We start from the raw sequence: 24314 nt of genomic DNA, 5'->3' as shown, positions 1-24314 counted from the left end.
GTCATTTTTTTTGTTATTCCATTAAAACTCAGTTGACGTGTGTAACGACATCCTTCGGTCATTCAACTGGTTGCTAGGAGGATTGGCGCGTGATCAGTTCCGTTGCGATCGTAACTTTGCGAGGTACGGGAGCTGCATTCGTAATGATATCCAGCAAGGTCGTCACTGCCAGCTCCCCCAGCCATTCCGTATGAACTTTGATGGTTGACAGCGTCGGAAAGACGTACTTTGCGACACTGACATCATTGAAGCCGATAATTGCGATCTCCTCAGGAATCTTGATGTTTTTTTCTTGCAAAGCACGCATAGCGCCAATCGCTAAGGCATCACTGGAAGCAAATAGAGCACTTGGCAACTCTTTGTTTTGCTGCAAATACTCTTTCATCGCCTCATAACCGCCCTCTACTGTAAACGGTGCGCTGAGATGATATTGTGGGTGGTGCAGCTTCAACCGACGGAGCCGTTCCTCAAAAATTCGGCGCCGAGGGTCTTCGATTTCTTGGTGATGATCCTTGGTAAACTCAACGCCTGATAACAAGCCGATCCTTTGGTGGCCTTTTGCAATAAAGTCATCGATCACTAAATCCACCGCTTGTTGAAAGTCCACTACCAGAGAATTGACGCCCTGAGCCAATGCATCAAAATCGACCATCAACAAATTGGCTTGGCTTTTTTTCAATTGTCGAATCTGGTGATCATCGAATTTTCCTAGTGCAATCGTTCCATCGACTGCGGTATCAGTCAATCCTTCGTAGGGTTCTTTCAGCAAACGAATCCCTAATTCTTCGGTTTTGTTTTCAATCCCGATACGGATCGCTAAATAGTAAAGATCCGCTAATTCTTCCTCGGTATCAAACCATTGGATCAAGCGCATACTACTGGTTTCTGGCTGACTCTTTTTTTTATGTTTTGTGTAATTGAGTGCTTCTGCGGCTTTAAAAATTTTCTCTTTGGTTTCAGAACTGACCGATAATTCTGAATCGTAATTCAGCACCCGTGATACAGTGGCTGGCGAGACGCCAGCCTGTTGTGCAATATCTTTAATCGTTGCCATCTTCCAGCCTCCTTTTTTTGCGGGGAACTTTTTTATAAAGTAGCTATAAAGCGAGCAAAGGCCGCTTGCCCTGTCTGGTCTCGCTTGAAGACGCCTGCATGCGTCAATACTTGTGTAAAGACTTCCCCTAATGCATTACGTAAAATCTGCGACACGTTTTCGGCAGTGCATTCTGGGTGCTGGGCTTTGATCGCATCTGCCCAAGGAATATGGTATGCCGCGATCTGATTGGGCTGATCCAATAGATAAGCAGTCACTTCTTCAAGTTCCGGAGCTAAACGCGGCGGGAGAACTGCCAAGCCCATGACTTCAATCAATCCGATATTTTCTTTTTTGATATGCTGCACTTCTTGATGCGGATGAAAAATGCCGTCAGGATGTTCTTCAGAAACATTATTATCCCGCAAGACTAAGTCCATTTCAAACAGCTCTCCTTGCTTGCGTGCGATCGGTGTCACCGTATGATGAGGCGTTCCATCTTCTGAAAAGGCATTGATCGAAACACTTGGATCTGAGTACTGTTGCCATTGGGCTAACACATATTGGCAAGCGGCGGCTAATTTTTGTTTGTTTTTCGCTTGTAGTCGTATCACCGACATTGGCCACTTCACGATCCCCGCAGCGACATCAGGAAAACCAGTTAAAGAAAAGCGTTGCTCGATCGGCGCTTTTGCCATGGCAAACGTGTGCCGTCCTCCTTGATAATGGTCATGAGACAAGATCGAACCCCCAACGATCGGCAGATCGGCATTGGACCCGACAAAATAATGCGGCATCACTTCAATGATCTGCAACAAGCGAGCGAAGGTTTGCAAATTGATTTTCATAGGACGATGGTCTAAAGAGAGAAAAATCGAATGCTCATTGTAGTAGGCATAGGGTGAATATTGAAAGCCCCATGCTTCATTATCCAAATTCATACGGATGATCCGATGGTTGGTCCGCGCTGGATAATTGACTCGTCCTTGGTAGCCTTCATTTTCCAAACACAACATACATTTCGGATAATCTACAGAAGCAGCAGCTCCTTCTTTCGCTATTTGCTTGGGATCTTTTTCAGGTTTTGATAAATTGATCGTGATCTCGATCTCCCCATATTCGGTATCAACTGGGAACACGATATTCTTTGCGATGGCCCGAGTCTTGATGTAATCATTTTGACGGCACAGCTCAAAGAAATAATCCGTCGCTTCTTTAGGATCATTGGCATAATGCTGCGCAAAAAAAGCATTGACTACTGAAGGCGGTGGCGTCAAAAAGTCCATCAACTGTGCTTCAAAGATTTCTCTTTCTGCGTGAGAATCGCCAATTTGCTGATTGCTCAAAGCGCATGCCACCAGCTCGTCCATCAAATCAATGGAGGAACGATCGACAGAACGAATTTCGCTGGGCTCAAAAACAGCTTCCCCGATCATGGCTAGTACTCGGTTTTGCAAATAAATACGATCCATTTCCATCCAGCCGCCAGCCTTGATTGCTAAAGTGACGAAATCGCTGATTGTTTGGCTGATCGTCATTGGTTATTCCTCCTGCCCTTGATACCCATTTGGATGGCTGACATGCCAATTCCAAGCAGTCTCGATGATTGCTTCGACGTCGGTATAGACTGGTTTCCAGCCTAAAACCTTTCGTGCTTTTTCACTCGATGCCACTAAGGTACTTGGATCACCGGCACGGCGAGGCGCCACTCTGGCTGGGATCTCTTTTTTCGTTACATTGCGAGCAGCTTCCACCATTTCTTTCACAGAGTACCCATGATTGCTGCCTAAATTGAAAACATTGCTCTCATTGCCTTTTTGTAAATATTCTAATGCCAACAGGTGAGCAACGATCAGATCTTCGACATGGACATAATCGCGAACACAAGTACCATCTGGAGTATCGTAATCCTCCCCAAAAATCGCTACCTCTTTACGTTGTCCTAAAGCAGCTTGCAAGATGATCGGTACTAAGTGTGTTTCTGGATCATGGTCTTCACCAATCGAAGCATCCGACTTCGCGCCAGCCACATTGAAATAACGCAATGCGACGTACTTCATTCCATAGGCTTCATCGCACCAACGCATCATTTTTTCCATGATCAACTTGCTTTCGCCATATGGATTTTTAGGATTTGTTGGAGTTTCTTCCGTGATTGGACTATGGTCAGGTTCCCCATAAGTTGCTGCTGTAGAGGAAAAGACGATATGTTTCACTTGATGTTCCTTCATCACTTCTAAGAGGACCTGCATCCCATACACATTATTGTTGAAATACTTCAATGGTTTTTCCACAGATTCTCCCACCAAAGAGCTGGCAGCAAAGTGAATCACGCCATCAATCGTTTCTTTTTCAAATACCGATTGTAAAAATGCTTTGTCGCGAATATCTCCTTCATAAAAGGTTGCTGCTGGATGGATCGCTTGGCGATGTCCTGTCAGCAAATTGTCAACGACAACGACTTGTTTTCCTTGTTCGATCAATTGATCGACTGCATGAGAACCGATATAGCCGGCTCCTCCTAATACTAAAATCGCCATATTTTCAGCCTTCTTTCTTCATTCCTTCATCGTTTCTTATTCTACAGTTTTCGTGCACCATCATCAATACTTGCTTGATAAATGTCGGTTGCGTAGCCGATTTCTGCTAAATAGGCTGCTTTGACTGACGCTTCGAAATCAGCCCATTCACTTGCTTTGACCAATGCGATCCCGCAACCGCCAAAGCCCGCACCAGTCATCCGCGCACCTAGAACAGCAGGGTGCGCTTGAGCGGCTGCGACTAGTGTATCTAGTTCATGCCCTGTCACTTCATAATCATCTCGCAATGAAGCATGGGAGGCATTTAATAACTGGCCGAATTCTTCAAGATCACCAGCAGTCAAAGCAGCTTTTGCTTTCAATGTCCGTTGGTTTTCCGTCACCGCATGTTTCGCCCGTTTGATCAAGCGTGGATCATCGATCAATGCTGTATTTGCAAAAAAGGTTGCTTCGTCTAATGCGCCCAATGAATCAATGGCTAATGATTTTTGCAAACGAGCCAATGCTTCTTCACATTCTGCACGTCGTTCATTGTATTTAGAATCAGCCAATTCGCGTCGCTTATTGGTATTCATGATCGCTACGACATAATCGCCAAATGCCGCTGGTACGACTTCATAATTTAAAGTGTTCGTATCTAAAAGCAATGCATGGTCTTTTTGACCCATTCCGATCGCAAATTGATCCATGATCCCTGAGTTAACGCCAATAAACTCATTTTCGACTTTCTTGCCGATTTTAACTAAGTCCAAGGTCGTCAGGGTTAAATCAAAGAGATCTTTTAGACAAACCCCCGTCAGCAATTCAATCGATGCCGAAGAAGAAAGACCTGCGCCATTCGGAATGTTGCCATAAAAAGCGATGTCAAAGCCTCGATCGATCACTTGCCCCGCTTCTTTTAGGAAACGAACGACTCCTTTCGGATAGTTTGTCCAATCATCTTCTTTTCGGTAATCCAGCTCATCTAACGAAAAGGAGATCACGCCTTTTTCCGGAAAGTTCTCTGAATAGAGTTGGATCAACTGGTCTTCACGTTTTCGCGCTACTGCATACGTCCCTAATGTGATCGCCGCCGGGAAAACATAACCGCCATTGTAATCCGTGTGTTCACCGATCAAGTTGATTCTCCCTGGTGCAAAGTACATGCCTGTGCCTTCTGTTCCAAATTTATCAATAAATATCTGTTGTAATTGCTCCATTTTTCTCACTCCCACTTTCTTTTTAGTAAACTTATTGTAAAATATTTACTAAATTATTTCAAGCGTTTTCAATCCCAAAAGTGATTTTTTTTGATATTTTTTCCGTTTTCATTCATAATGAACCTATAACTAAAGGCGAGGTGTTTAATGATGAAACGATTTCTTTCAGGATTTTTAGTAGGAACAGTCGCAACGGTTGCTGCAGCTGCAAGTGTTGTTATGACGGTCAAGAAACAAGTGATTGATCCAATTGATGAACAACAAGCGGATCATGATGAAAAACGAAAACGTGCGATGCGTAAAAGCGTTGCCCGTTAATCATTTGCTACAAAAGAGCCGTCAGCCTTCAATAGGCTGGCGGCTCTTTTAGGTAATCATTCTTCCTTCTCCAATAAGTCCTGCAAAATCACGGCTTGATTTTGTTCTTCATTTTTCGCACCGTATAGTAAGGTCACGGTCTCTTGTTCAGCAACCAACGCGTTTAACTGTGCCAAGGCATCTTTAGCGGGCGCTTTCTCTAATTCTTGTAGATAGCGGTCTTTAAACGCATCAAAACGTTCAGGATCATGCCCAAACCATTTGCGCAATTCAGTACTTGGTGCGACTGCTTTGAGCCATAGATCGATCTGAGCTGTCTCCTTTTTCATTCCTCTAGGCCAGATGCGATCCACCAATACCCGATAGCCATCTGTCGTTTCCGCCGCTTCATAAATTCTTTTTCGCTTGATCAACGCACACTCTCCTTATTGATAGACCTAAGTTCAAATAAAGGCAAAAGCCCACAATGTAAATTGAACAATGACTTACTTGAAACACTCCGTTTGGTGTTTCGTCACTCATTCAAATTTGCTTGTGTTCTTTTGCCTTGAGTTCTCTGTTTTATAAACTATTTTTCTTTTTCGTCTTGCCGCTCCAGCCTTCATATCCTTCTTTTAGGATATAGACATTGGTAAAGCCTTCTTTACGTAATTTATTCGCTGCGCGAATACTCAACGATTTACGCGTGTCATATAAGTAGATCGGTTGATCTTTACGAAATGCGCTGAAGGAATTGGTTAAAACAGTAAAGGGAATATTACGCGCCCCTAAAATATGTCCACTGTCAAACTCATTTTTTTCCCGAACATCGATCACTTGGGCTTTCTTCATTCCTGCTTTGAATTCATCTTCTGAGATGATCGTTGCTGAACGGCGTCCCATGATTTGAAAATACGCCCAGTTCAAAGCGATTGCTAAGATGATTAATCCCAAAACCAAGTTTAGCCACATAATTGGTGTCATTTCTTCTATTCCTCTCTATTGTAACAATCATTCTTTTTTTGATTTATGCTGCTTGAATGTATCATTGCCTAGCAGCTTGGCATCTAAGCTTTTGCTGCAAATTGCAAAGCTAATGATGCTGCCCCGATCACACCGGCATCATTCCCAAGTTCTGCCAATTTGATTTCGGTACTTTCCGTTACCTGTGGGAAGGTAAACTGAGCAAAGTAGGCAGCAACCCGTTCACGTAAAAATTCACCGGCTGCTGATACGCCTCCACCTAAAACAATACTTGATGGATTTAATGTGTTTCCTAAATTTCCGCATGCCAACCCAAGGTAGAAGCACACTTTATCAACGACCATCAAGCCAAATGGATCGTTTGCTTGAGCCGCTTCAAAAATATCTTTACTTGAAACATCTTCCCCATTGTCCAGCTGCTGTTTCAATGCCGAATCGCCAGCATATTCTTCTGCCAACTGTCGAGCAACTCGCACAACACCCGTCGCACTAGAAACCGTTTCTAAACAACCACGTTTGCCGCAAGTACATTCAAACCCTTCAGGATCAACAGTGATATGACCGATTTCTCCAGCACAACCAGCAACCCCATGAAGCAATTGCCCTTCCATGATGATACCGCCGCCAACACCTGTACCTAGTGTGATAAAGATGACATCAGGATTGTTATCCCCTGCCCCTTTCCAGCGCTCACCTAAAGCTGCTACATTGGCATCGTTATCGATGGCAAAGGGGATTTTTGTGCCTTTTTCAATCAGTTCTTTGACTGGCTGAAGTGTTTTCCAGTTCAGATTGTAGGCACCGATGACGGTTCCTTTGTCACGATCGACACTTCCTGGTGTCCCCATACCAATACCGATAAATGCTTCTGGCTGTAAGCCATATAATTCTAGGCGATGATTGATCGATGCCACGATTTCTGGCACAATATGTGAGCCTTCATCAAGAATATTGGTGTCAATACTCCATTTTTGCTGAATCTCGCCTTCGCTCGTTAAAATAGCGAATTTCACCGTTGTTCCGCCTAAATCAATTCCGATGATTTTTTTGTCCATCACTTGTTTTCCTCCCGGCTTTCTTCAATTCGATGCTCCCGCGTAAGAATTCGCCGGGCAGTCAGATATACATCCCGATCTATCAAGCGACTGTCATAAAAGTTTTTCAGCTCGATTTGCATCAGTTCTATATCGTAGATCCGCTTGCCGACATATACGTAAACACCAAATTGTTTCAGTAATTGTTGTACGTCATATAACGTTTCCATTTAACCACTTCCTGCTTATTATACAAGTAATTAATATTTTTTAAAACCATATATCACAAAAATAGCCAATAAGAAAACAAAGAGTACGCCAGAGAGGATTCTGGTGTGGATCGAATATTTTCCATAGTTCTTTGGCAATGCCAAAAGATTCCCTAGCAATAACCCACCGAGGATCCCCCCAATGTGTCCCCACATATCGATCGTTTGATCAAACACCCCAAAAACCAGGTTCAATCCAACGAATAGGGCAAATTGCCGTACCATTGCTTGGATGCGGTAATCATTTCTAAAATGCCAACCTAAAATCAAAAATGCCCCGAAAAGTCCGAATAAAGAAGTACTCGCGCCTGCTGATTGAACCCCTATTTGGTTGAAGGCAAAACTCATGGTATTGCCCATGATGCCGCTTAGCAAATACAAGGCAAAAAAACGGCTATGACCATAGATGGCTTCTACTTGCTGCCCCATATAATACAGAATCACAGAATTGATCGCAAAATGAGCCAAACCGAAATGTAGAAAGATCGGGGTAACGAAACGCCAATATTCATTTAAATAAACGACAAACGGACCAAACATCACCCCGCCTGATTGAATAGAGGGACTAAAATAACCTAAGATAAACACAATTGTTTGGATAGCTAAAAACAGATACGTGAAGACCGGCTGATTCAGCCATCTTTTCATTTGAGAATTCATTGACGTGCTCCTTTACGTGCGAATAAGAGAATCTGTATAGATTTTATCGATTGGGATGTCGAATACATCTGGTGTCCATTGATCGTTGAATTGCTCTCCGAAGACCAAAGAAACGGTCTTGCCATCGAAAGCTGACAAGAAACGATCATAATAGCCGCCGCCAAAGCCGATGCGATAGCCGTTTTTAGAAAACGCCAAACCGGGAACAATCAGCAAATCCAAGTGATGGGCTTCTTGCTCACTGATCGGCTCTTCAACCCCAAATGTCGACGCTTCATAACGCGTTGTCGGCTCCACATGATAAAACTGCAATTTTTTCTGTTGTGCTTTCGGCACTGCGATTCGTTTGTTTTGTTCAAATCCTTTAGCAAAAATAGCCGCTGTGTCAAATTCAAATGGCAACGAACGGATCACACCTACTGACTCAGCTGTTTGCCAAATCTGAGAAGAAAACAGCAACTGCAAAATCAGCGTTTCTTTCTGCTGCTTTTGTTTGATTGGCATTTGTTTTAATGTTTGGATCATGTGCTCTCTAATGACTGGTTTTTCCATTGGATCACTCCTCTCAGAAATAGTACCAAAAACTGTGTCCAAATAGCAAACTAGAATCGCAGTTTTCTTGACAAGATCATGACTAGTTGCTCATCCTTCTTTACGTCGGATCAGCAAAAAGACAAAGCATGGTGCCCCTACGATAGAAATGATGATACCAGCTGGGATCTCGCCGCTTGTCAATAGCAAACGACCGATCGTATCACTGACTAAGACTAGCAGACTGCCGATCATTCCCGCTAAGAAAAAGGCACTGCGAGATTCTCTGCCGATGAGTCCCTTAGCGATATGAGGCGCCAATAAGCCCACAAAGGCTAAATTACCAGTATAGCCAACCGTACTGGCAGCCAAACCAACCGCGATCACTAAAAACCACGTCCGCAAACGGGTCAAAGAAACCCCTAAGCTAATTGCCTGCTCCTCGCCAAAGCCAAGTAAGTTAAGCCTTGGTACGGTCCAGAAAGCTGCGGCAGACAATACGATGACCCAAGGAAGCAGACTGGTGATTTGCTGCCAAGAAGTTCCCCAAATCGAACCAGAAAGCCACGCTGTTACAAAGCGATAGCGGTCTTTTGATAATTCCACCGTAAAGAGTAAGGTAGCCGCCGCCAGCCCTGCATTGACGGCGATTCCCGCCAGCAGTACTCGCTCCATCGATAACAATTGGCGGTGCTTATAGGCAATCAAATAGACCAGTACAGCAGCTAATAAACCACCGATGATCCCAACGACAGGCAAAAGCTGCGATCCTTGGGTATAAAAACCTAAGTAGATCATCACAAAGAGCCCTGCCCCATTGTTGATTCCTACGATACTTGCATCAGCCAACTCATTTCTCGTCACTCCTTGCAAGACAAACCCAGAAAAACCAAAGGCACCACCAGCGATCAGCGCTAGACAAGCCCGTGGTAGTCGAAACTCAGTAAAAGTCAGTACTTGACTCGAAGATGCCGTTCCTTGAAAGATTGCCCCTAATACCTGAAAGGATAAAATTGTTTTTCCCACCATGACACTTCCTAAAAAAGCGACCATCAGCAGTAGGAAAAAAACAGAGAGTGTTTTTTTCATCAGCCTTCCCTCCGTATCTTGATCAATAGAAAAGGCACCCCAATCAATGCCATCAGTATCCCAAAGGGTGTCTCAAAGGGCGGATTGATCAGGCGGCCAGCCAGATCAGCGGCCATCACCAGTGTTCCCCCTCCAAGGATCGTCAAAGGCAAAATCAGTTGATAGTTTTTGCCCACCATTCCCCGCACGACATGAGGAACCATTAAGCCGACAAAACTGACCGGTCCAACAAGCGAAACCGCCATTCCCGCCAAAACTACGACTAACAGTAAGGCAGATGCCCGAATCAGATGCGGGTGCTTGCCTAATGAAATGACGGTGTCATCTCCTAGCGCTAACAGATTCAACGCTTTTCCTAGACGTAGCACAAAAACGATGGCAATCAGATAGATGGGGCCCACAAAACGCAGTTGCTGCCAAGTCACATTTGCGGCACCACCGATAAACCAAAAGGCTAGCTCTTGATTTAAATCAAATTGCAGTGACAGGGTCTGGCTGATGGCTGAGAAAAAAGAACTTAATGCCACACCAGCCAAAATCAAGCCTGTAGGTGACATACCCAATTTGGCATAGCGAGTCAGTAAAAAAAGCAGCGCAGTTGCCGCAAAGGCACCAAAAAACGAAAATAGCGCCGCTTGACTCGGTTGCATACTAGGAAATAGGATAAATGCGATCGCTAATCCCATCGCAGCCCCACTGTTGACACCTAAAAGACCGCCATCTGCCAGAGCGTTTTTCGTAATTCCCTGCATGATAGCTCCCGTAACAGCAAAACAACTTCCTACTAGAAAAGCAGCCAACACACGGGGCAATCGAATATTGCGCAAGATTTGATGCAGCTGATTCTCATAATCAAAAGCAAAGATAGCATCCCAGATCGTTTCAAAGGAAAGGTCTGTAGCGCCTTGGGTGATCGCCAAAAAGAAACAGATAATAAAGCAGCCGCTAAAAAGCAGCAGCAACCAAGGAAACTTTTTCATGCTTGGGCTCCTAACTCATAGGTCAAGACCAATGGCTTTGTGCTATTAGGAAAGGTACCTAACATGGCATCGATCTCAAACAAACGCTGCAGCCACTCTTTGGTCAGCACTGTTTCTGGTGTACCAGAAACCAACAGTTCTCCACCTTTTAATGCATAAATATAATCAGAAAAACGTGACGCATGATTCAGGTCATGAATCGACATAATGATCGTTTTCCCATAGGTTTTATTGATTTGCTGTAATAAGAGCAAAATTTCTAATTGATGCGCAGGATCTAAAAAGGTTGTTGGTTCATCTAAAATCACGATATCCGTATCTTGCGCCAGTGCCATGGCGATCCAAACGCGCTGCTTTTGCCCCCCTGACAGCGTACTGATCACTTCTTCTGCTAGTGCTGTCAAACCCGTTGCCTGCAAAGACCAGTCGATCGCTGCAAGATCTTGTTCCGATAGACTATTTAGTCCTTTTTGATAGGGAAAACGACCGTAAGAAACAATTTCGCGAATCGTCAAGCCAATCGATGAGTCGCTAACTTGTGAAAGCAGCGCAATCTTTTTAGCCACTTCTTTGGTTTTGATGTTCTGGAGGTTTTGTGTATCTAATAGGACCTCACCAGACAAAGGCTGTAAAATTCGGGCGAGTGCCTTTAAAAATGTCGATTTTCCACTGCCGTTCGGACCAATCAAGCCGATGATTTTCCCTTCTGGAATCTCAATTGTTAGATCTTGCACAATTTTTTGTTTTTGATAGCCGACACTCAAGTCAACTGTTCGTAATTTCGCCATATTCGTCCCCAAAATAATTGATTGATAATGCTTATCAATTATGAATGTAATCCTACTATTCGTCAATAGTTCTAAAAAAAGGAAATAAAAAAATAAGATTGACAAATCAGCGTTTCTCCGTAATAATAGCAATCAGCAAATGAGAATTATTCTCAATTAAAATGATAAGTGCTCATCTTTTAACAAAGGAGGAAGTTTTTCTATGAAACAATGGTCAAAAAGAAGTACTTGGCTTACCCTGCTAGCAGCCTGCTCCCTTACCCTACTGGGTGCTTGCGGTACGAATAATGACTCAACGGATAGCAGTGGAAAAGCCACTACTTCTTCAGAAATAGCAACAACCTTTACCGATGCGATGGGAAATGAAGTCACTGTTCCCGAAAACCCACAACGGGTGATCGGTAGTTACTTGGAAGATTATTTGGTCGCTTTAGGGGTAATCCCGGTTGCTCAATGGACAGTCGGCAATGACAGTGATCAAGCATACTTGCAAGACAAACTAGCAGATGTGCCAAGAATCAACTATGATCTGCCCTATGAAGATGTCTTGAGCTTTGAGCCAGACCTACTGCTGATGGATAGCAATTCCATGGTGGAAGGCGACAAATATGATCAGTACAGTAAGATCGCGCCGACCTATGTGGTCACAAATGGCGAGGAAGTAACCTGGCGTGAACGTCTGACAGATATCGCAAAGGTCTTACACAAAGAAGAGGAAGCTGCCCAAGTAGAAGCTGATTATGATGACTTAGTCGCTGCTACCAAGGAAACGTACGCTGATCAAATCCAAGGCAAGTCGATCGCTGTTTTATGGGTGGTCAATAATTCTGTCTTCATGGTTTCAGAAACAAAATCAAGTGGTCAACTGCTGTATCACGAACTCGGTTTTGAAGTTCCCTCGCTTGTTTCAGAAATCAGTGAAAGTGCCACTGCTGACTGGTCTGCCGTTTCTCTGGAAAAATTGGCAGAATTGGATGCCGATTACTTGATTTTAGTGAATAGTGATAAAGGCGCTGATTTTTTCAGCGAACAAGTCTGGCAAAATCTTGATGCAGTCAAAAACAATCATTTATGGGAATTTGGTCCTGAATCAAGCTGGCTCTACAACGGTCCGATCGCCTATACCAAAATGATCGAAGATATCCAGAGCAAATTGGACTAATACGTTTCAAGTAATTCGTCAAGTAAAACTACTTAACAAATTTCAGAAAAAAGCTAGCATTCCCGCACAAAACATGCTATTATATTTTAGTCTGAGAGATTTCTTAGAGGATTCTTGTATCGTTAGGGGGGAAAATCATGCGCGTAAACATCACATTAGAGTGCACTTCTTGTAAAGAACGCAACTACTTATCAAACAAAAACAAACGTAACAATCCTGATCGTTTGGAAAAGAAAAAATATTGCCCACGTGAAAGAAAAGTTACTTTACACCGCGAAACAAAATAATGCTATTTAAGAAGTTCGCAAACGCTGATAACCAAGGCGTTTGCGAACTTCTTTTTTTTCAGACATTTTGCAATGATAGCTGCTGCATTTTTATTTCCCTCTTTACACAACCACTCCCCTATTTTCACTTATTTGCTTTGAACTTTTGAGCCAACTTTTTCTTTGAAGCGACGTATAAATAAATTTTAATGTATAATGTAAAAAAGAAACTAATGTTCAACAAAGGCGGCACATAGAACATGAACCAGCTTTTTCTTCTAGCTGCCCTTTCAATATACTTTGAGTGCCAGTCGATCCTTTCAAGCTATACTGCCTACAGGAGGTGAACCCATGCTTGGCAATTTTACGTATCTACCTAGTAACTATCGGCTGTTTTATGGCGCTTTTCTTTTTGCTCTTATTGGAAATATGCTTTTCATTTTCATTAAACACCCTGCTTGGACCTTTAGCTTACCGACAGTGATTATCCTCTTCTTAATAAATGTCTTCTTTTGGACAAAATACAAGAAGAAAGTTATTCCTTGCACAACTGATGCACTGTTTTATGTTCTGCTCTTCCTATTGGTATTTTACAATCACTAACATAATGCTTATTTTGATACTAATTGTTTCTCTTTCCCCTATTTCGTCATAACGAAGGAGTGTTGATGCGATGGAGATTTCCCATATCACGTTGATCGTACAGAATTTAGCAAAGACGACAACGATGCTGGAAACATTGTTTGAAGCAGAGGAAATTTATGATAGCCGAGACCAGCCCCATTCTTACTTCCCAGAAAAATTCTTTTTGATCGATGGCTTATGGCTTGCTGTTATGGAGGATGCCTCCCAGAAGCTGCCGAAAACGTATAACCATATTGCCTTTAAAATCGATCAAACTCAAATCGATTCCTTGATTACGCGCATCCAAGGACTAGGATTGAAGATCGAAAAAGATCGTTCTCGTATCAAAGGCGAAGGTGCTTCCATTTACTTTTACGACGATGACAACCATTTGTTTGAACTACATACTGGTACGTTGGCTGAACGGTTGCACCATTACCGTCTGACAGAAACAAGGTGATCATCATTACTAGCAACTGCATTGACTGTTATGTAAAGAACGCCCACATGAAAGGAAGAAAACAATGAAACTAGATATGGTCGGTATTATCACAAAAAACATGGAACAGGCACTGGCTTTCTATCAAGTACTTGGCTTCACGCCATTAGGTCAGCACTCAGAAGATTATATGGAATTAGCAAACGACGGGGTTCGCATCTCCTTGAATAGCCGCAAGATGGTTGCCGGAATCTATGGGCATTCACCAATGACTGTGGGAGATACGATTGAATTAGCCTTTTTATGTGATTCCCCTGAAGAGGTTGATGCCCTTCATGCAAAAGTCGTAGTTGCCGGGTATCAGTCTTTCAAAGAACCTTGGTGTGCCTTTTTGGGGCAACGCTATGCCATCGTCAAAGATATAGACGGCAATCTCTTAAGTTTGTTTGCAATGCTACCTGCCGAAAATTGATTTAAGCTACGACAGTCGGTCCAATGGATCGGCTGTTTTTTTAATCACACCTTCGGGTAAAAAGACAAAATAACGTTTTTATGTCCAATCGGATTCTGATAACCTGAAATGAATGTATCCCTTATAAAACAACGTTTCCCATCATTATAAACCAAAAATAATCTCTCTATAAAAAAACAAATCCACCCATCCGCTCCTGTTCGCTTGACAAAAAAGAACAAACGTTCGTATAATCTCGGTAAGGAGTGATAAAAATGGGTGGTTTTAATTATGCGCTCGAGCCAAAACGCGATATCTTATTTATCGATGTCAAAAGTTTTTATGCTTCTGTCGAATGCATCTCTCGCGGATTAGATCCTATCCAAGCGATGCTGGTCGTCATGTCACATTCTGACAATACTGGTAACGGCTTAGTCTTAGCAGCTTCCCCAAAGGCAAAATCGGTATTGGGGATTTCAAATGTGACTCGCAATGACAACCTGCCGACACATCCCGATTTGTACAAAGCATCGCCGCGTATGAGTTTTTATATCAAAGAAAACACCAAAGTCAATAATGTCTTTCGCAAATATGTTGGACAAGACGACTTGCTGCTCTATTCAATCGACGAAACGATGATGGATCTGACCCGTACACTGGATCTTTTCATTCCTGATAACACGATTTCTCGCGAAGAAAAACGTTGGCTGATTGCCCAGCAAATTCAAAAAGACATTTACGAAACAACGAAATTGTATGTCACCATCGGTATTGGTGACAATCCTTTGTTAGCAAAACTAGCTTTAGATAACGAATCCAAACACAACCGTTCCTTGATTGCCGAATGGACCTACGAAGATGTCCCGACAAAAGTTTGGCAAATCAACCCCATGACTGAGTTTTGGGGAATCGGTCGACGCACAGAAAAACGACTTCACTTGATGGGGATTGAATCTATTGAACAATTGGCTCATGCCAGTCCTGATCTTTTGCGCAGTCGCATGGGAATCATTGGTGAGCAGCTCTACCATCACGCTCATGGCATTGACCGCACCATTTTAGCCGAACCGACACCGCAGGTCATGGAAAAAAGCTACGGCAATAGTCAGGTCCTACATCGCAATTATTATTTACAAGAAGAAATCGAGATCGTCATCAAGGAAATGGCGGAGCAAGTTGCCGCTCGAATTCGCCGCCATCATTGTCAGACCGCTTGTATCAATGTTTACATCGGCGTAGCCTTTGGTGAAACTGCCTCTGGCTTTTCCCGACAAATGAAAATCCCGCCAACTGACAATACACGTAAGCTTGTTGCTCATTGCCTATTTCTCTTTCGAAAATTTTATACCGGGCAAGTCGTTCGCCACATCGGTATCACCTATTCAAAATTGGTTTATACAGAAAATGTCCAGCTGGATCTTTTTGAGCAAGCAGAAACGCAGTTGCGCCAGCGTAAATTAGATTTGATCATAGATAAGATTCGTGAGAAATATGGCTTCACTTCGATCGTTCATGCCACAAGCCGAATGGAAGGCGCTCGCGCCATTGCTCGCAGCAAATTAGTCGGCGGACATGCCGGTGGTCTAGATGGGATCGCTAATATAGGACCCGTCCATCAGCAAAAAGAAAAAGAACCGTTTGCTGATGGTTCAAAAAATACCGGCACTTGACTCGTTTTTCTTTCCTTTTCGATGACAAATCTTAAGATAACATTAACAAACGATCCATTTTTTAAAGATTTATGTAATTTCGAGGCCCCCATCTCCCCCTTTACTTCTTTCTAAGGTACTTTAATAGCAAGGAGTGTGAGCAGATGAAAATTGACAAAATCGAATACAAACGAGTCATCAATGGTGCGGGACACCTTGAGTACGATTTGCTGCAATATTTAGAAAAGAATCGGGCGACTGCTGCACAAAACCTGAAACAGTCTGAGATCGATTACCTTCTGGAAAAAGATATTCAGCATCGGATCATTCAACATGCTCGTAAGAGTTTCTTTGGCGATACAATCGTTTTAAAGGATGAATATACCGAAGATTATCTTTTATTAAAAAAGTATACGGATATGTTCCAAGAAACATTCTAAAAAAAACGCAGAACCAACTGGTTCTGCGTTTTTCTTATTCTTCGAAATGTTCTTGATAAACATCATCAACCGTTTGATTTGGGTCGATCACGATATACAGACTCTTCGTTTTTTCACTGATTTTTGTTGATTGGTATACATTATCCAATCCTTCCGTATCTTTGTCCTTGTATGGGAAATAAACAAGATCCGGTGTACCGTTACGGTAAAGAATTTCCATCCGTTCAATATCTTCATATTTCAACGCACGAGCAAACATCCCTAATTCAAGTCCGCCTAAGTTGATGTCATGCGTTGCCACATGATCGCCTTCTTGGAAGATTTCAATTTTGAACCCAGCACATGGATGAATCTCAACGAATTCGCTTCCGTGGATACGGCCAAAACTGGTCGTGATTTGTTTGATCCATAAGTCACCGATGTAACGGCGCTCGATCGTCCATGTTTCTCCATTACGGAAATAAAATTTTAAAGCTTTCATTTCTCTAGCCATGACAAAACGCTCCTTTTTATTAATAATACATTTTAATTCTAACACATAGTCGCTACTGGGACACAAATTAACTTTGGTTTTCGTTGACTTTTTTCATAAACCGAGAGATTTCCACCGCCGCTCGTTGATGAGTCCCTTTAGCAATGAGTTGTTGCGCCCCATCGGTCACCTGATAATCAAACTGGAATCCTTGTTCTTTTTCCCATTGTATAAGAACTGTGATTGTCGCTCCGACTGGTGAAGGTTTCAAATGATTGATCGAAAACTTTGTACCGACGGTAGTAAACCCTTTATTTAAAGTAGGCTCAAGGGCTTCCCAACAGGTGTTTTCTACCATTGCGACCAATCGAGGGGTTGCTAAAACCGCTAAACCGCCAGAACCCAAAACAGCCGCAGTGTCTTGAAGGTCAACGAGAAAGTCTTTTTTGCTTTCCATTCTTCAGTTATCCCTCCTTCGCTAAATATGCTTGGGCAAACGCCAATAGTGCTTCTTTTTCATTAGGGATTTTTCGTATGATGACTGCAGCTTCGGCAGCGGCCAAGACTTCTTTGAGCCACGGACCAGAGGAACGATCAACTGTCTGCAGTAAATCACGTCCATTGATCGCCAGCTCCTTCAGTGAATGGATCGGTAGCTGCTGATAGCGCTGACTGATTTTTGCAGGATCATTGGGCAGCTTGTCATAACGCAATAATCCTTCAGCTAAACAGGTTGCTTCTAAACCGAACTGATACAACAGCAGATCGTTCCATTCGCCGTTTCGACGCATTAGCAGTGCTTGATAGACCGTTTGTACTTGGCGGATGCAGTCATTCGAACATTTCCAAGCTTTTAAAAAGCTGCGGACTGCCTCAGGAGCTAAACCGATTTGGTCAATGAGCAATACCCAAGCCGTCGTTTCGTTTTCTAATGGGATCGCTGGCAGGTCTGCCATCCGCAGTAACGCCTCACCGTATTCCCGTAAGCCTGGGCAATAGATATAGCATTCGGTTTCTACTAGCGCCCGCAGTGCTTGGTTCCGATGATTGCCTAACAGCAATTTCACGAATTCAATCATGATCCGTTCAACAGAGATTTTCCCCAGCAAGGCATGATTCGCATGGATAGCAGCCAATGTTTCTGTTTCTAAAACAAAGCCCAATTGACTGACAAAACGCAGCCCCCGCATCATTCGTAGGGCATCCTCATGGAAACGTTCCTGCGGGTGACCCACTGCTCGTAAAATCTGATTGTCGATATCTGCAAGTCCATCGAAAAGATCAATGATGACCCCATCTTCTTGAAGTGCCAATGCATTGATGGTAAAATCCCGCCGCTTTAGATCTTCTTTCAAGGAACGGACAAAATCAACTTTGTCAGGTCTGCGATAATCCTGATAGGCGGCTTCAGTTCGAAAGGTGGTAATCTCATATTGCGCCTGTTCCCACAAGACCAGCACCGTCCCATGCTCGATACCAATGTCAATGGTTCGAGGAAAAAGCGCCTTGATTTCGGCTGGAAATGCACTGGTAGCAATATCGACATCATGGATCGGCTGGCCTAAAATCGTATCCCGCACGCTGCCGCCAACGAAGTATGCTTCATAGCCCGCGGCTTCGATTTTTTTTAGGAGTGGCGCAGCTTCTGCAAATTCTTTTGGTAGTTTAGTCAGCTTCATGTACTTTCCCATCTTTTCTTTCAAAACGATACGCATCCCGCTGATTGAATTTTGCCATATTTTCCTCAAACACTTCAGTCAGGTCGATGTCTAGTGAATTGGCCATGATCATCGTCACAAAGAGCACGTCACCCAGTTCTTCTGCCACGGTCTTTTCAACTTCATCGCTTTTTTTATTTTTTTCCCCGTAATAGTGATTTACTTCTCGCGCCAATTCGCCAACTTCTTCAGTCAAACGAGCCATTTGGGCGAGGGGGCTGAAATAGCCAGTTTTAAATTGTTGAATATAGGCATCGACTTCTTCTTGCATCGATGCCAAGGAACGTTTATCTGTCATCTTCTTCACCCTTTCTCGTTTATCTTACCAAAAGAATGGCTGCCTGCCTAGATAGAGCCCCCTCAGGATTTGTTGTACATTCAATGATTTCGTGCTACATTGATACTTGTGGAAGTTGAATAACGGAGGAAACAGGATGCGGGCATTTTTTTCATGGCGAACGATTCGCGACATTGTTTTGATTATTTTCGGTACGAGTATTTATGGCTTCGGTCTAGTCTATTTAAATATCCCAAATGACTTAGCAGAAGGCGGTGTGACAGGGATCACCTTGATCCTGCGAGCCTTATGGGGAATCAATCCTGCCATTAGTACATTGATCTTAAATATTCCGATCATTTTGATCGGTGGCAAAATTCTTGGTCGACGCTCATTAGTGTATACGATTTTAGGAACCTTTGGTTTGTCTTTTTGGTTGGCATTTTGGCAGAGTGTTCCCCTGTTGATCGATCTACAGCATGATCTACTGATCGTCGCACTCTTGGCTGGTTTGATTGCAGGGATCGGTAGTGGGATCGTCTACAAAGTCGGTGGAACAACAGGTGGCGTCGATGTACTAGCGCGCATTTTAGAGAAAAACTTTGGGGTGACGATCGGGCGGTCGCTTTTGATCTTTGATGTGTTCGTCCTGTTGCTTTCTTTGACCTATATAGATTTGAACCGCATGATGTATACCTTGATTTTTTCTTATGTCTTCACTCGTGTGATCGATTCGATCTTAGACGGCGGCTATTCAGCCAAAGGGATTTTAGTGATCAGCAATCACAGCGAAGAGATAGCTCCTGTTTTAATGGATGAATTGGAACGCGGTGTCACGTTTTTACAGGGCGAAGGGGCTTACTCAAGAGTATCGAAACAAATCATTTATATGGTGGTCAGCGGACGGGAGATTTCTGAAGTCAAGCGCATTGTTCATGACTTTGATCCGCAAGCGTTTGTTTCTGTCATCAATGTCCATGAAGTCGAAGGCGAAGGCTTTACCTACTTAAGACCTAAGTCACGGTTCTTACAGCGCAAAGCAGCGGTCTCTAAAACAAAATAAAGACTAAAAAAGCAGTCCCGGTTAAAGGACTGCTTTTTTATTTTTCAGCGGCTTTCTTCTTTTTGTTGGAGCAAGTGCCGATTTACTTCATCGGAAAGTTCCAAGAAGGCATCACGATCCCCATTTTCCAATGCTAGATCGATCTGCCGATACAAGGTATCAATTTTGGTTTTTGCTTCTTCTTTTTCAAGGTACTGGGTAACATGTTGGGTCATTTCTTGATCCAAGTGGTCGTTCCAACGTTCATAAGGATTGTCTTCTAAAACTGCTAAATAAAAGGATTGCGACCAAGAATCTGGAAAGAGACATTCAAGATACAAGGGTTGTTTCCAATTCATGCGAATCTCGTGAAAAATCTGATCAATGTCATAAAAGGTCTGTCCTTCGATACTCAAGACAAAGGGTTCGCCTCCAACTTCCGTACTGCGGACACTTAAGCCCCGTTTGGCTGCGGCTGCCCCTTCTACAAAATGAACATTGGTCAAGATCGCTTCATGGTTCGCCAGATAGTTTAACACCCAAGAGACTTCTCGGCGGCTGAAGGAAACGGTCGAAACTAACCAATTAAGAAACTTTTTCTTTTCTTGTACATTGATGTTCATTTCTCTCACCTATCTTTCTAATAAGTCCTCCACGATCGACTGTACTTCTAAATCACCTGGTTCGTGTGCCAAATAATGTTGTAGCAAATGAAGAGCTTCAGGCAAACGTCCTTCTTCACGTAAGAAAATGCCGTATTCCTTCATAAACGCTGGTTCATGGTGCAAATCAGCATTGGCTTCTTCGTAATATTTTGCTGCTTTATCAAAATCTTCTAACGCATTGAAGGCTTGCGCTAGATTCCATAAAGCGTGAGGCTGTTCATTGTCTTCCATTCGCTCGATCGCCAAGATCGCTTCTTGCCAACGCTCTTCATTCAAGTATAAATTACTTAAAGTCAGTAATGTATCCTCTTCTTTTTCACCAGTTTCCAGTGCTTTAAGTAAAAATGACTCGGCTGCTTCACTGTCATGAAGTCGGTAAGCATTCTCGGCAGCAAAATGATAGAAATCCACTTGATATGGATCTTCATGAATCCCTTCTTCGATCACACGTTGCGCTTCTTCCAGCTGTTCTTCTTCTTGCAATGCTTCAGCCAAATAAAGATACAAGGCCCGGTATTGGGGATTCATGACCCGCAACTGCTGCAAGTAGCGAATCGCTTGTTCATTTTCCTTCAGCTGCAAATAGACTAAAGCCGTTTGAAAGAGACGCTCGTCCGTCTGTTCGTCTTCTAAGCTTGCTTCAAAATATTCCAACGCCTCTTCAAACTTACCTGCCATACTCAATGACGTTCCGGTCCGTTCAACGATCGAAATCCCCGAAATATCCGTAATATCTTCTTCCAGCAATCCTTGATAAAGGTCAACAGCTTCTTGATAGCGATCCGTTGAAAAAGCTAACTCAGCTAAGGCAAAACGAATCAAGGGTTCCTCTGGCACAAGGCTTTGCGCTTCTTTTAGTTTGGCTTCACTAACTTCAGGGATACCGATCAATTGGTAAAGATCCGCACTCAATAGCAAGGCTTGCAAATACGCTTCACTGGTCGGTGGTATTTGATCAATATAGGCAAAAGCCGTTTCGATCTGGTCTTCTTCCATCGCAATTTCCGCTAAAGGAAGCAGCAAAGCTTCATTTTCAGGATGCCGCTGCTGCAAGGTTTCAAATAACGTTTTCGCCTCTTCTAAAAAACCGATCTGCAGTAATTCATCGCCTAAAGCGCCAAGTGTCTCATCATCATCTTTTTGCAGTGCTTCGTTAAAATTCAATTGTGCTTCAGCCAACTCTTCTGCGGCTAGTGCTTTTAACATTTTTTCACTATAAGTTTCCATTTAGACCCCTCGAATCTCATTGATTAATCGCTGATAAGTCTCCATCGTTTGGACAAGATCTTTCTCCTCGATTTCCGTTCTGCCCCCTATTGTACCAACTTTTGCCAAAAATAACAGTTTTTTTTCTTTTTGCTGCAATTCTAGTACACGGCTGAAATATTCGCTTAAGGAAAAAGACTCGGGCAATTCGATAGGAAAGCCTAATCGTGCAAGCCATTGGCAAAATACTGGCAGATCGACAGTCAACTGCTGCTGCTGGACTGTCCAAATAAAATGAAACAAAAAGCCAAAGAACAATTTCATCGCATCAGACAGCAAGTGACCATTTTCTGTTTGATAAGCAGCATCGGCAAAGAGTTGCCCAAACTCCTCTAATTCGCGTCCCGACTGCTGATACAATTGGATCAGCTGATTGGTATAAGCTGCCAACGAGTGTCTCATCAATGCCTGATGACTGGGGTACGTTCGATAAAGTTCCTTTAAAAAATCGCTATCGGCAAGCACGCCACCACGGATCAGGGTCAAAAAGTCGACAAGTTTCCCATCGATTTGCTTTTCGGCAATCGTCTGATCGAAAATAACAAATTGTGGTGCATTAGGATTTTCCAGCATCGGGATATCTGGCTTTTTCACAACGATCGCTGTTTCTTTGACACTTTTGGCTAAGGCCCGCAAGGAAACAGGAATCAACCAAAGCTGTGTCGATAGGACCGAAGTCGCATGGATAAAACTGCTCAGTGCCAATACACCTTCATTCCCAAACCCGACGATCAACAAGGACTCTTGCTTTGAAAAGCGACCGAAGAAATCCATTGCGGCCTTAAATTCACTAAAGTTGTTGCAATACATTTGGTTGGTACAAATATACCAATTGACCTCGCGCGGCAAAAACAGGCGGGTTACTTTTTCTGAAAAGCGGTCATAATAACGCTGATTCGTCAAAATGATCACCTGCTGCGGCTCGATCGACTGTCCTTTCATGACCGATGCCAATGTTTCCCCGTAAGAGATCTGGGTTTCTTGCTCATTTCTGTAAAAAACAGCTTCCATCGGCTCACTCCTTTGTTGCTACTACTTACTATTATAGCAAGAAGCCGCTGAAACACCTACTAAATCGCTAACCATTAGGAAGTATTTTCGCCGATTTGTCCCATGATTCTATGCCAAAAAGCAAAAAACATGGTTTCCTGTATTACAAAGGAAACCATGTTTTTTTTCTAAACCAAAAGCGAGTAAAGTGATTGATTTTGCTGAAGGTTGATGTAGCCTTGATCAAACTGTTCAATTCGTGACAGTAATGCGGGTAGATCGTTTTTTTGTTTCAACAAGATTCCCAGCATTACTGGTCCTGTTCCACGATTGATTTTTTTCGTATATTCAAACCTCGTGATATCATCATCAGGCCCTAATACATGGCTAACAAATTCCTTCAACGCACCGGGACGTTGTGGGAAATTGACGATAAAATAATGTTTCAATCCTTGATAAATCAGTGATTTCTCTTCGATCTCTGCCATGCGGGAACTATCATTGTTACCACCACTCACAATACAGACGACCGTCTTGCCTTTGATTTGCTCTTTGATCTCATCCAGGGCTGCCACGCTCAAGGCACCAGCTGGTTCAGCGACGATCGCTTGTTTGCTGTATAATTCTAGAATCGTTTGGCAGATTGCACCTTCTTCCACCGTTACCAATTGATCCACATAGCGTTTGGCATGGGCATAGGTCTGAGCTCCGACTTGTTTGACTGCCGCACCATCGACAAAGGTTTCAATATGCTCTAAAGCCACCGGTCCTTGGTGATCAAAGGCTGCTTGCATCGAGGCGGCCCCTACAGGTTCTGCTCCAACAACTTTTATATTTGGCTGCTTTTCTTTCAAATAGGCTGCGGTCCCGCTGATCAAACCACCGCCACCAATGGCAGCCACCACTAAATCGATCGATACTTGTTTTTTTTCAGCATCCGCCAACATTTCCACGGCTACTGTTCCTTGTCCTGCGATAATATTGGGATCATCAAAAGGAGCAATGAAAGCCATTTGCTTTTCTTTTGCAAATTGTTTGGCAGCCTGCGCCGCCGCATCAAAGGTATCTCCCACCAATTCGATTTTGACGTAGTCGCCGCCGAAAAAGAGAACTTGCGCGATTTTTTGTTGCGGCGTCGTTGTTGGCATGAAAATGACCGCATGGATCTGCTGTTCTTGGCAGGTATAAGCAACGCCTTGGGCATGATTTCCGGCACTGGCACAGACGACGCCACGACTGGTCTGCACAGGATCTGCCTGGGTGATCGCATAGTAGGCACCTCGTAATTTGAAGGAGCGGACTTTTTGCAAGTCCTCTCGCTTCAACAAAACCGTCGCTTGGTATTTTTCAGATAAAAAGCGATCATACTGCAGCGGTGTATGACTAACTGCTCCCCGCAGTCGTTCATATGCTTGCTCGATTGCAGAAACTGTCACCAACAAACGCGCC

30 protein-coding genes are annotated in these 24314 nt (G+C 43.3%); 9 read left to right on the top strand and 21 right to left on the bottom strand.

Annotation, left to right across the window (positions count from 1 at the left end; translation table 11 throughout):
- Positions 1-73 precede the first annotated feature (73 nt).
- Genes IGI92_RS05550 through IGI92_RS05535 form a run of 4 tightly spaced genes read right to left on the bottom strand, consistent with a single transcriptional unit; the run spans position 74 to position 4772 of the window.
- Entirely contained in the window at positions 74-1054 is a 981-nt protein-coding gene (locus tag IGI92_RS05550) for a LacI family DNA-binding transcriptional regulator (RefSeq protein ID WP_005229404.1), read from the bottom strand.
- 32 nt (positions 1055-1086) lie between these two features.
- On the bottom strand, positions 1087-2571 hold the full coding sequence (gene galT, locus IGI92_RS05545; RefSeq protein WP_430608247.1) for a UDP-glucose--hexose-1-phosphate uridylyltransferase: 1485 nt from the start codon (positions 2569-2571) through the stop codon (positions 1087-1089).
- A gap of 3 nt (positions 2572-2574) precedes the next feature.
- The gene (galE, locus tag IGI92_RS05540; protein ID WP_430608246.1) at positions 2575-3573 is read right to left on the bottom strand and encodes a UDP-glucose 4-epimerase GalE; all 999 of its coding nucleotides are present in this window, start codon (positions 3571-3573) and stop codon (positions 2575-2577) included.
- Positions 3574-3614: 41 nt separating this feature from the next.
- A complete protein-coding gene (locus tag IGI92_RS05535; RefSeq protein ID WP_010749309.1) occupies positions 3615-4772 on the bottom strand; it encodes a galactokinase in 1158 nt (385 codons plus the stop codon).
- Positions 4773-4922: 150 nt separating this feature from the next.
- Between IGI92_RS05535 and IGI92_RS05530 the strand changes: the two genes are divergently transcribed.
- Positions 4923-5090: a DUF3042 family protein gene (locus tag IGI92_RS05530; RefSeq protein WP_017144401.1), complete on the top strand. Its 168-nt coding sequence runs from the start codon at positions 4923-4925 to the stop codon at positions 5088-5090.
- A gap of 56 nt (positions 5091-5146) precedes the next feature.
- Here IGI92_RS05530 and IGI92_RS05525 read toward each other — a convergent pair whose 3' ends face one another.
- From IGI92_RS05525 to IGI92_RS05485, 9 genes are all read right to left on the bottom strand, one after another.
- The gene (locus tag IGI92_RS05525; RefSeq protein WP_010749308.1) at positions 5147-5503 is read right to left on the bottom strand and encodes a DUF488 domain-containing protein; all 357 of its coding nucleotides are present in this window, start codon (positions 5501-5503) and stop codon (positions 5147-5149) included.
- Positions 5504-5651: 148 nt separating this feature from the next.
- On the bottom strand, positions 5652-6053 hold the full coding sequence (locus tag IGI92_RS05520; protein ID WP_005229396.1) for a rhodanese-like domain-containing protein: 402 nt from the start codon (positions 6051-6053) through the stop codon (positions 5652-5654).
- 83 nt (positions 6054-6136) lie between these two features.
- The gene (locus tag IGI92_RS05515; protein WP_005229395.1) at positions 6137-7108 is read right to left on the bottom strand and encodes an ROK family glucokinase; all 972 of its coding nucleotides are present in this window, start codon (positions 7106-7108) and stop codon (positions 6137-6139) included.
- Positions 7108-7317, bottom strand: coding sequence for a YqgQ family protein (locus tag IGI92_RS05510; RefSeq protein WP_005229394.1), 210 nt, complete (start codon positions 7315-7317; stop codon positions 7108-7110). The genes IGI92_RS05515 and IGI92_RS05510 overlap by 1 nt, the downstream gene beginning before the upstream one ends.
- A 30-nt stretch (positions 7318-7347) precedes the next feature.
- Entirely contained in the window at positions 7348-8016 is a 669-nt protein-coding gene (locus tag IGI92_RS05505) for a rhomboid family intramembrane serine protease (RefSeq protein WP_005229393.1), read from the bottom strand.
- Positions 8017-8028: 12 nt separating this feature from the next.
- Complete coding sequence (locus tag IGI92_RS05500) at positions 8029-8568, bottom strand: 5-formyltetrahydrofolate cyclo-ligase (RefSeq protein WP_430608245.1); 540 nt, start codon at positions 8566-8568, stop codon at positions 8029-8031.
- 90 nt (positions 8569-8658) lie between these two features.
- The gene (locus tag IGI92_RS05495; protein ID WP_430608243.1) at positions 8659-9636 is read right to left on the bottom strand and encodes a FecCD family ABC transporter permease; all 978 of its coding nucleotides are present in this window, start codon (positions 9634-9636) and stop codon (positions 8659-8661) included.
- Positions 9636-10616, bottom strand: a complete 981-nt coding sequence (locus tag IGI92_RS05490; RefSeq protein ID WP_430608242.1) for a FecCD family ABC transporter permease — start codon at positions 10614-10616, stop codon at positions 9636-9638. The genes IGI92_RS05495 and IGI92_RS05490 overlap by 1 nt, the downstream gene beginning before the upstream one ends.
- Positions 10613-11404 (bottom strand): ABC transporter ATP-binding protein, encoded by a 792-nt coding sequence (locus IGI92_RS05485; RefSeq protein WP_430608241.1) that lies wholly within the window; start codon positions 11402-11404, stop codon positions 10613-10615. Before IGI92_RS05485 ends, IGI92_RS05490 begins: the two co-directional genes overlap by 4 nt.
- Positions 11405-11606: 202 nt before the next feature.
- Between IGI92_RS05485 and IGI92_RS05480 the strand changes: the two genes are divergently transcribed.
- The 7 genes from IGI92_RS05480 (at position 11607) to IGI92_RS05450 (ending at position 16435) form a co-directional block, all read left to right on the top strand.
- Positions 11607-12566: an ABC transporter substrate-binding protein gene (locus tag IGI92_RS05480; protein WP_430608240.1), complete on the top strand. Its 960-nt coding sequence runs from the start codon at positions 11607-11609 to the stop codon at positions 12564-12566.
- Between the two features lie 137 nt (positions 12567-12703).
- Positions 12704-12853, top strand: coding sequence for a 50S ribosomal protein L33 (gene rpmG, locus IGI92_RS05475; RefSeq protein ID WP_005229384.1), 150 nt, complete (start codon positions 12704-12706; stop codon positions 12851-12853).
- Between the two features lie 330 nt (positions 12854-13183).
- A complete protein-coding gene (locus IGI92_RS05470; RefSeq protein WP_005237045.1) occupies positions 13184-13435 on the top strand; it encodes a hypothetical protein in 252 nt (83 codons plus the stop codon).
- A gap of 70 nt (positions 13436-13505) precedes the next feature.
- Complete coding sequence (gene fosX / locus IGI92_RS05465) at positions 13506-13916, top strand: FosX/FosE/FosI family fosfomycin resistance hydrolase (protein ID WP_008381069.1); 411 nt, start codon at positions 13506-13508, stop codon at positions 13914-13916.
- A 64-nt stretch (positions 13917-13980) separates the two neighbouring features.
- Positions 13981-14367 (top strand): VOC family protein, encoded by a 387-nt coding sequence (locus tag IGI92_RS05460; RefSeq protein WP_430608239.1) that lies wholly within the window; start codon positions 13981-13983, stop codon positions 14365-14367.
- A 254-nt stretch (positions 14368-14621) separates the two neighbouring features.
- On the top strand, positions 14622-16016 hold the full coding sequence (locus tag IGI92_RS05455) for a Y-family DNA polymerase (protein WP_301389639.1): 1395 nt from the start codon (positions 14622-14624) through the stop codon (positions 16014-16016).
- Positions 16017-16159: 143 nt separating this feature from the next.
- Complete coding sequence (locus IGI92_RS05450; protein WP_430608238.1) at positions 16160-16435, top strand: hypothetical protein; 276 nt, start codon at positions 16160-16162, stop codon at positions 16433-16435.
- 34 nt (positions 16436-16469) lie between these two features.
- Here the strand turns inward: IGI92_RS05450 and IGI92_RS05445 are convergent, their stop codons facing one another.
- The 4 genes from IGI92_RS05445 to IGI92_RS05430 all read right to left on the bottom strand — a co-directional run bounded on the left by IGI92_RS05445 (position 16470) and on the right by IGI92_RS05430 (position 18923).
- Complete coding sequence (locus IGI92_RS05445) at positions 16470-16928, bottom strand: hypothetical protein (RefSeq protein WP_008381061.1); 459 nt, start codon at positions 16926-16928, stop codon at positions 16470-16472.
- A 67-nt stretch (positions 16929-16995) separates the two neighbouring features.
- Positions 16996-17364 carry a thioesterase family protein gene (locus IGI92_RS05440; RefSeq protein WP_430608237.1) on the bottom strand — a complete coding sequence of 123 codons (369 nt, stop codon included), beginning with the start codon at positions 17362-17364 and terminating at the stop codon, positions 16996-16998.
- A 7-nt stretch (positions 17365-17371) separates the two neighbouring features.
- Positions 17372-18586 carry a CCA tRNA nucleotidyltransferase gene (locus IGI92_RS05435; RefSeq protein ID WP_430608236.1) on the bottom strand — a complete coding sequence of 405 codons (1215 nt, stop codon included), beginning with the start codon at positions 18584-18586 and terminating at the stop codon, positions 17372-17374.
- Positions 18573-18923: a nucleotide pyrophosphohydrolase gene (locus IGI92_RS05430; protein WP_008381054.1), complete on the bottom strand. Its 351-nt coding sequence runs from the start codon at positions 18921-18923 to the stop codon at positions 18573-18575. The genes IGI92_RS05435 and IGI92_RS05430 overlap by 14 nt, the downstream gene beginning before the upstream one ends.
- A 136-nt stretch (positions 18924-19059) precedes the next feature.
- Here IGI92_RS05430 and IGI92_RS05425 point away from each other — a divergent pair, with 136 nt between their 5' ends.
- Complete coding sequence (locus IGI92_RS05425; protein ID WP_005237068.1) at positions 19060-19965, top strand: YitT family protein; 906 nt, start codon at positions 19060-19062, stop codon at positions 19963-19965.
- A 44-nt stretch (positions 19966-20009) separates the two neighbouring features.
- Here the strand turns inward: IGI92_RS05425 and IGI92_RS05420 are convergent, their stop codons facing one another.
- From IGI92_RS05420 to ilvA, 4 genes are all read right to left on the bottom strand, one after another.
- On the bottom strand, positions 20010-20567 hold the full coding sequence (locus IGI92_RS05420; RefSeq protein WP_034878690.1) for a YpiB family protein: 558 nt from the start codon (positions 20565-20567) through the stop codon (positions 20010-20012).
- A gap of 9 nt (positions 20568-20576) precedes the next feature.
- Positions 20577-21836, bottom strand: a complete 1260-nt coding sequence (locus IGI92_RS05415) for a tetratricopeptide repeat protein (protein ID WP_430608235.1) — start codon at positions 21834-21836, stop codon at positions 20577-20579.
- Complete coding sequence (locus IGI92_RS05410) at positions 21837-22886, bottom strand: hypothetical protein (protein ID WP_008381049.1); 1050 nt, start codon at positions 22884-22886, stop codon at positions 21837-21839.
- A 167-nt stretch (positions 22887-23053) separates the two neighbouring features.
- Complete coding sequence (gene ilvA / locus IGI92_RS05405) at positions 23054-24307, bottom strand: threonine ammonia-lyase IlvA (protein ID WP_035007051.1); 1254 nt, start codon at positions 24305-24307, stop codon at positions 23054-23056.
- Between the last annotated feature and the right edge of the window lie 7 nt (positions 24308-24314).

Source organism: Enterococcus sp. DIV2379 (assembly GCF_050542965.1).
GTDB lineage: Bacteria > Bacillota > Bacilli > Lactobacillales > Enterococcaceae > Enterococcus_D > Enterococcus_D entomosocium.
Note: the sequence above shows the minus strand (reverse complement) of the source record. Positions and strands in the feature narration are given on the sequence as shown.

Coding starts and splice junctions, on each gene's coding strand:
- IGI92_RS05410 (WP_008381049.1), bottom strand. CDS start 22,886: ATGGAAGCTGTTTTTTACAGAAATGAGCAAGAAACCCAGATCTCTTAC.
- IGI92_RS05430 (WP_008381054.1), bottom strand. CDS start 18,923: ATGACAGATAAACGTTCCTTGGCATCGATGCAAGAAGAAGTCGATGCC.
- IGI92_RS05480 (WP_430608240.1), top strand. CDS start 11,607: ATGAAACAATGGTCAAAAAGAAGTACTTGGCTTACCCTGCTAGCAGCC.
- IGI92_RS05425 (WP_005237068.1), top strand. CDS start 19,060: ATGCGGGCATTTTTTTCATGGCGAACGATTCGCGACATTGTTTTGATT.
- galE (WP_430608246.1), bottom strand. CDS start 3,573: ATGGCGATTTTAGTATTAGGAGGAGCCGGCTATATCGGTTCTCATGCA.
- IGI92_RS05445 (WP_008381061.1), bottom strand. CDS start 16,928: ATGGCTAGAGAAATGAAAGCTTTAAAATTTTATTTCCGTAATGGAGAA.
- IGI92_RS05440 (WP_430608237.1), bottom strand. CDS start 17,364: ATGGAAAGCAAAAAAGACTTTCTCGTTGACCTTCAAGACACTGCGGCT.
- IGI92_RS05485 (WP_430608241.1), bottom strand. CDS start 11,404: ATGGCGAAATTACGAACAGTTGACTTGAGTGTCGGCTATCAAAAACAA.
- IGI92_RS05470 (WP_005237045.1), top strand. CDS start 13,184: ATGCTTGGCAATTTTACGTATCTACCTAGTAACTATCGGCTGTTTTAT.
- IGI92_RS05495 (WP_430608243.1), bottom strand. CDS start 9,636: ATGAAAAAAACACTCTCTGTTTTTTTCCTACTGCTGATGGTCGCTTTT.
- IGI92_RS05415 (WP_430608235.1), bottom strand. CDS start 21,836: ATGGAAACTTATAGTGAAAAAATGTTAAAAGCACTAGCCGCAGAAGAG.
- IGI92_RS05515 (WP_005229395.1), bottom strand. CDS start 7,108: ATGGACAAAAAAATCATCGGAATTGATTTAGGCGGAACAACGGTGAAA.
- fosX (WP_008381069.1), top strand. CDS start 13,506: ATGGAGATTTCCCATATCACGTTGATCGTACAGAATTTAGCAAAGACG.
- IGI92_RS05505 (WP_005229393.1), bottom strand. CDS start 8,016: ATGAATTCTCAAATGAAAAGATGGCTGAATCAGCCGGTCTTCACGTAT.
- IGI92_RS05530 (WP_017144401.1), top strand. CDS start 4,923: ATGAAACGATTTCTTTCAGGATTTTTAGTAGGAACAGTCGCAACGGTT.
- IGI92_RS05435 (WP_430608236.1), bottom strand. CDS start 18,586: ATGAAGCTGACTAAACTACCAAAAGAATTTGCAGAAGCTGCGCCACTC.
- IGI92_RS05535 (WP_010749309.1), bottom strand. CDS start 4,772: ATGGAGCAATTACAACAGATATTTATTGATAAATTTGGAACAGAAGGC.
- IGI92_RS05490 (WP_430608242.1), bottom strand. CDS start 10,616: ATGAAAAAGTTTCCTTGGTTGCTGCTGCTTTTTAGCGGCTGCTTTATT.
- IGI92_RS05460 (WP_430608239.1), top strand. CDS start 13,981: ATGAAACTAGATATGGTCGGTATTATCACAAAAAACATGGAACAGGCA.
- IGI92_RS05420 (WP_034878690.1), bottom strand. CDS start 20,567: ATGAACATCAATGTACAAGAAAAGAAAAAGTTTCTTAATTGGTTAGTT.
- IGI92_RS05500 (WP_430608245.1), bottom strand. CDS start 8,568: ATGGAAAAACCAGTCATTAGAGAGCACATGATCCAAACATTAAAACAA.
- IGI92_RS05510 (WP_005229394.1), bottom strand. CDS start 7,317: ATGGAAACGTTATATGACGTACAACAATTACTGAAACAATTTGGTGTT.
- IGI92_RS05455 (WP_301389639.1), top strand. CDS start 14,622: ATGGGTGGTTTTAATTATGCGCTCGAGCCAAAACGCGATATCTTATTT.
- IGI92_RS05550 (WP_005229404.1), bottom strand. CDS start 1,054: ATGGCAACGATTAAAGATATTGCACAACAGGCTGGCGTCTCGCCAGCC.
- IGI92_RS05450 (WP_430608238.1), top strand. CDS start 16,160: ATGAAAATTGACAAAATCGAATACAAACGAGTCATCAATGGTGCGGGA.
- rpmG (WP_005229384.1), top strand. CDS start 12,704: ATGCGCGTAAACATCACATTAGAGTGCACTTCTTGTAAAGAACGCAAC.
- galT (WP_430608247.1), bottom strand. CDS start 2,571: ATGACGATCAGCCAAACAATCAGCGATTTCGTCACTTTAGCAATCAAG.
- IGI92_RS05520 (WP_005229396.1), bottom strand. CDS start 6,053: ATGACACCAATTATGTGGCTAAACTTGGTTTTGGGATTAATCATCTTA.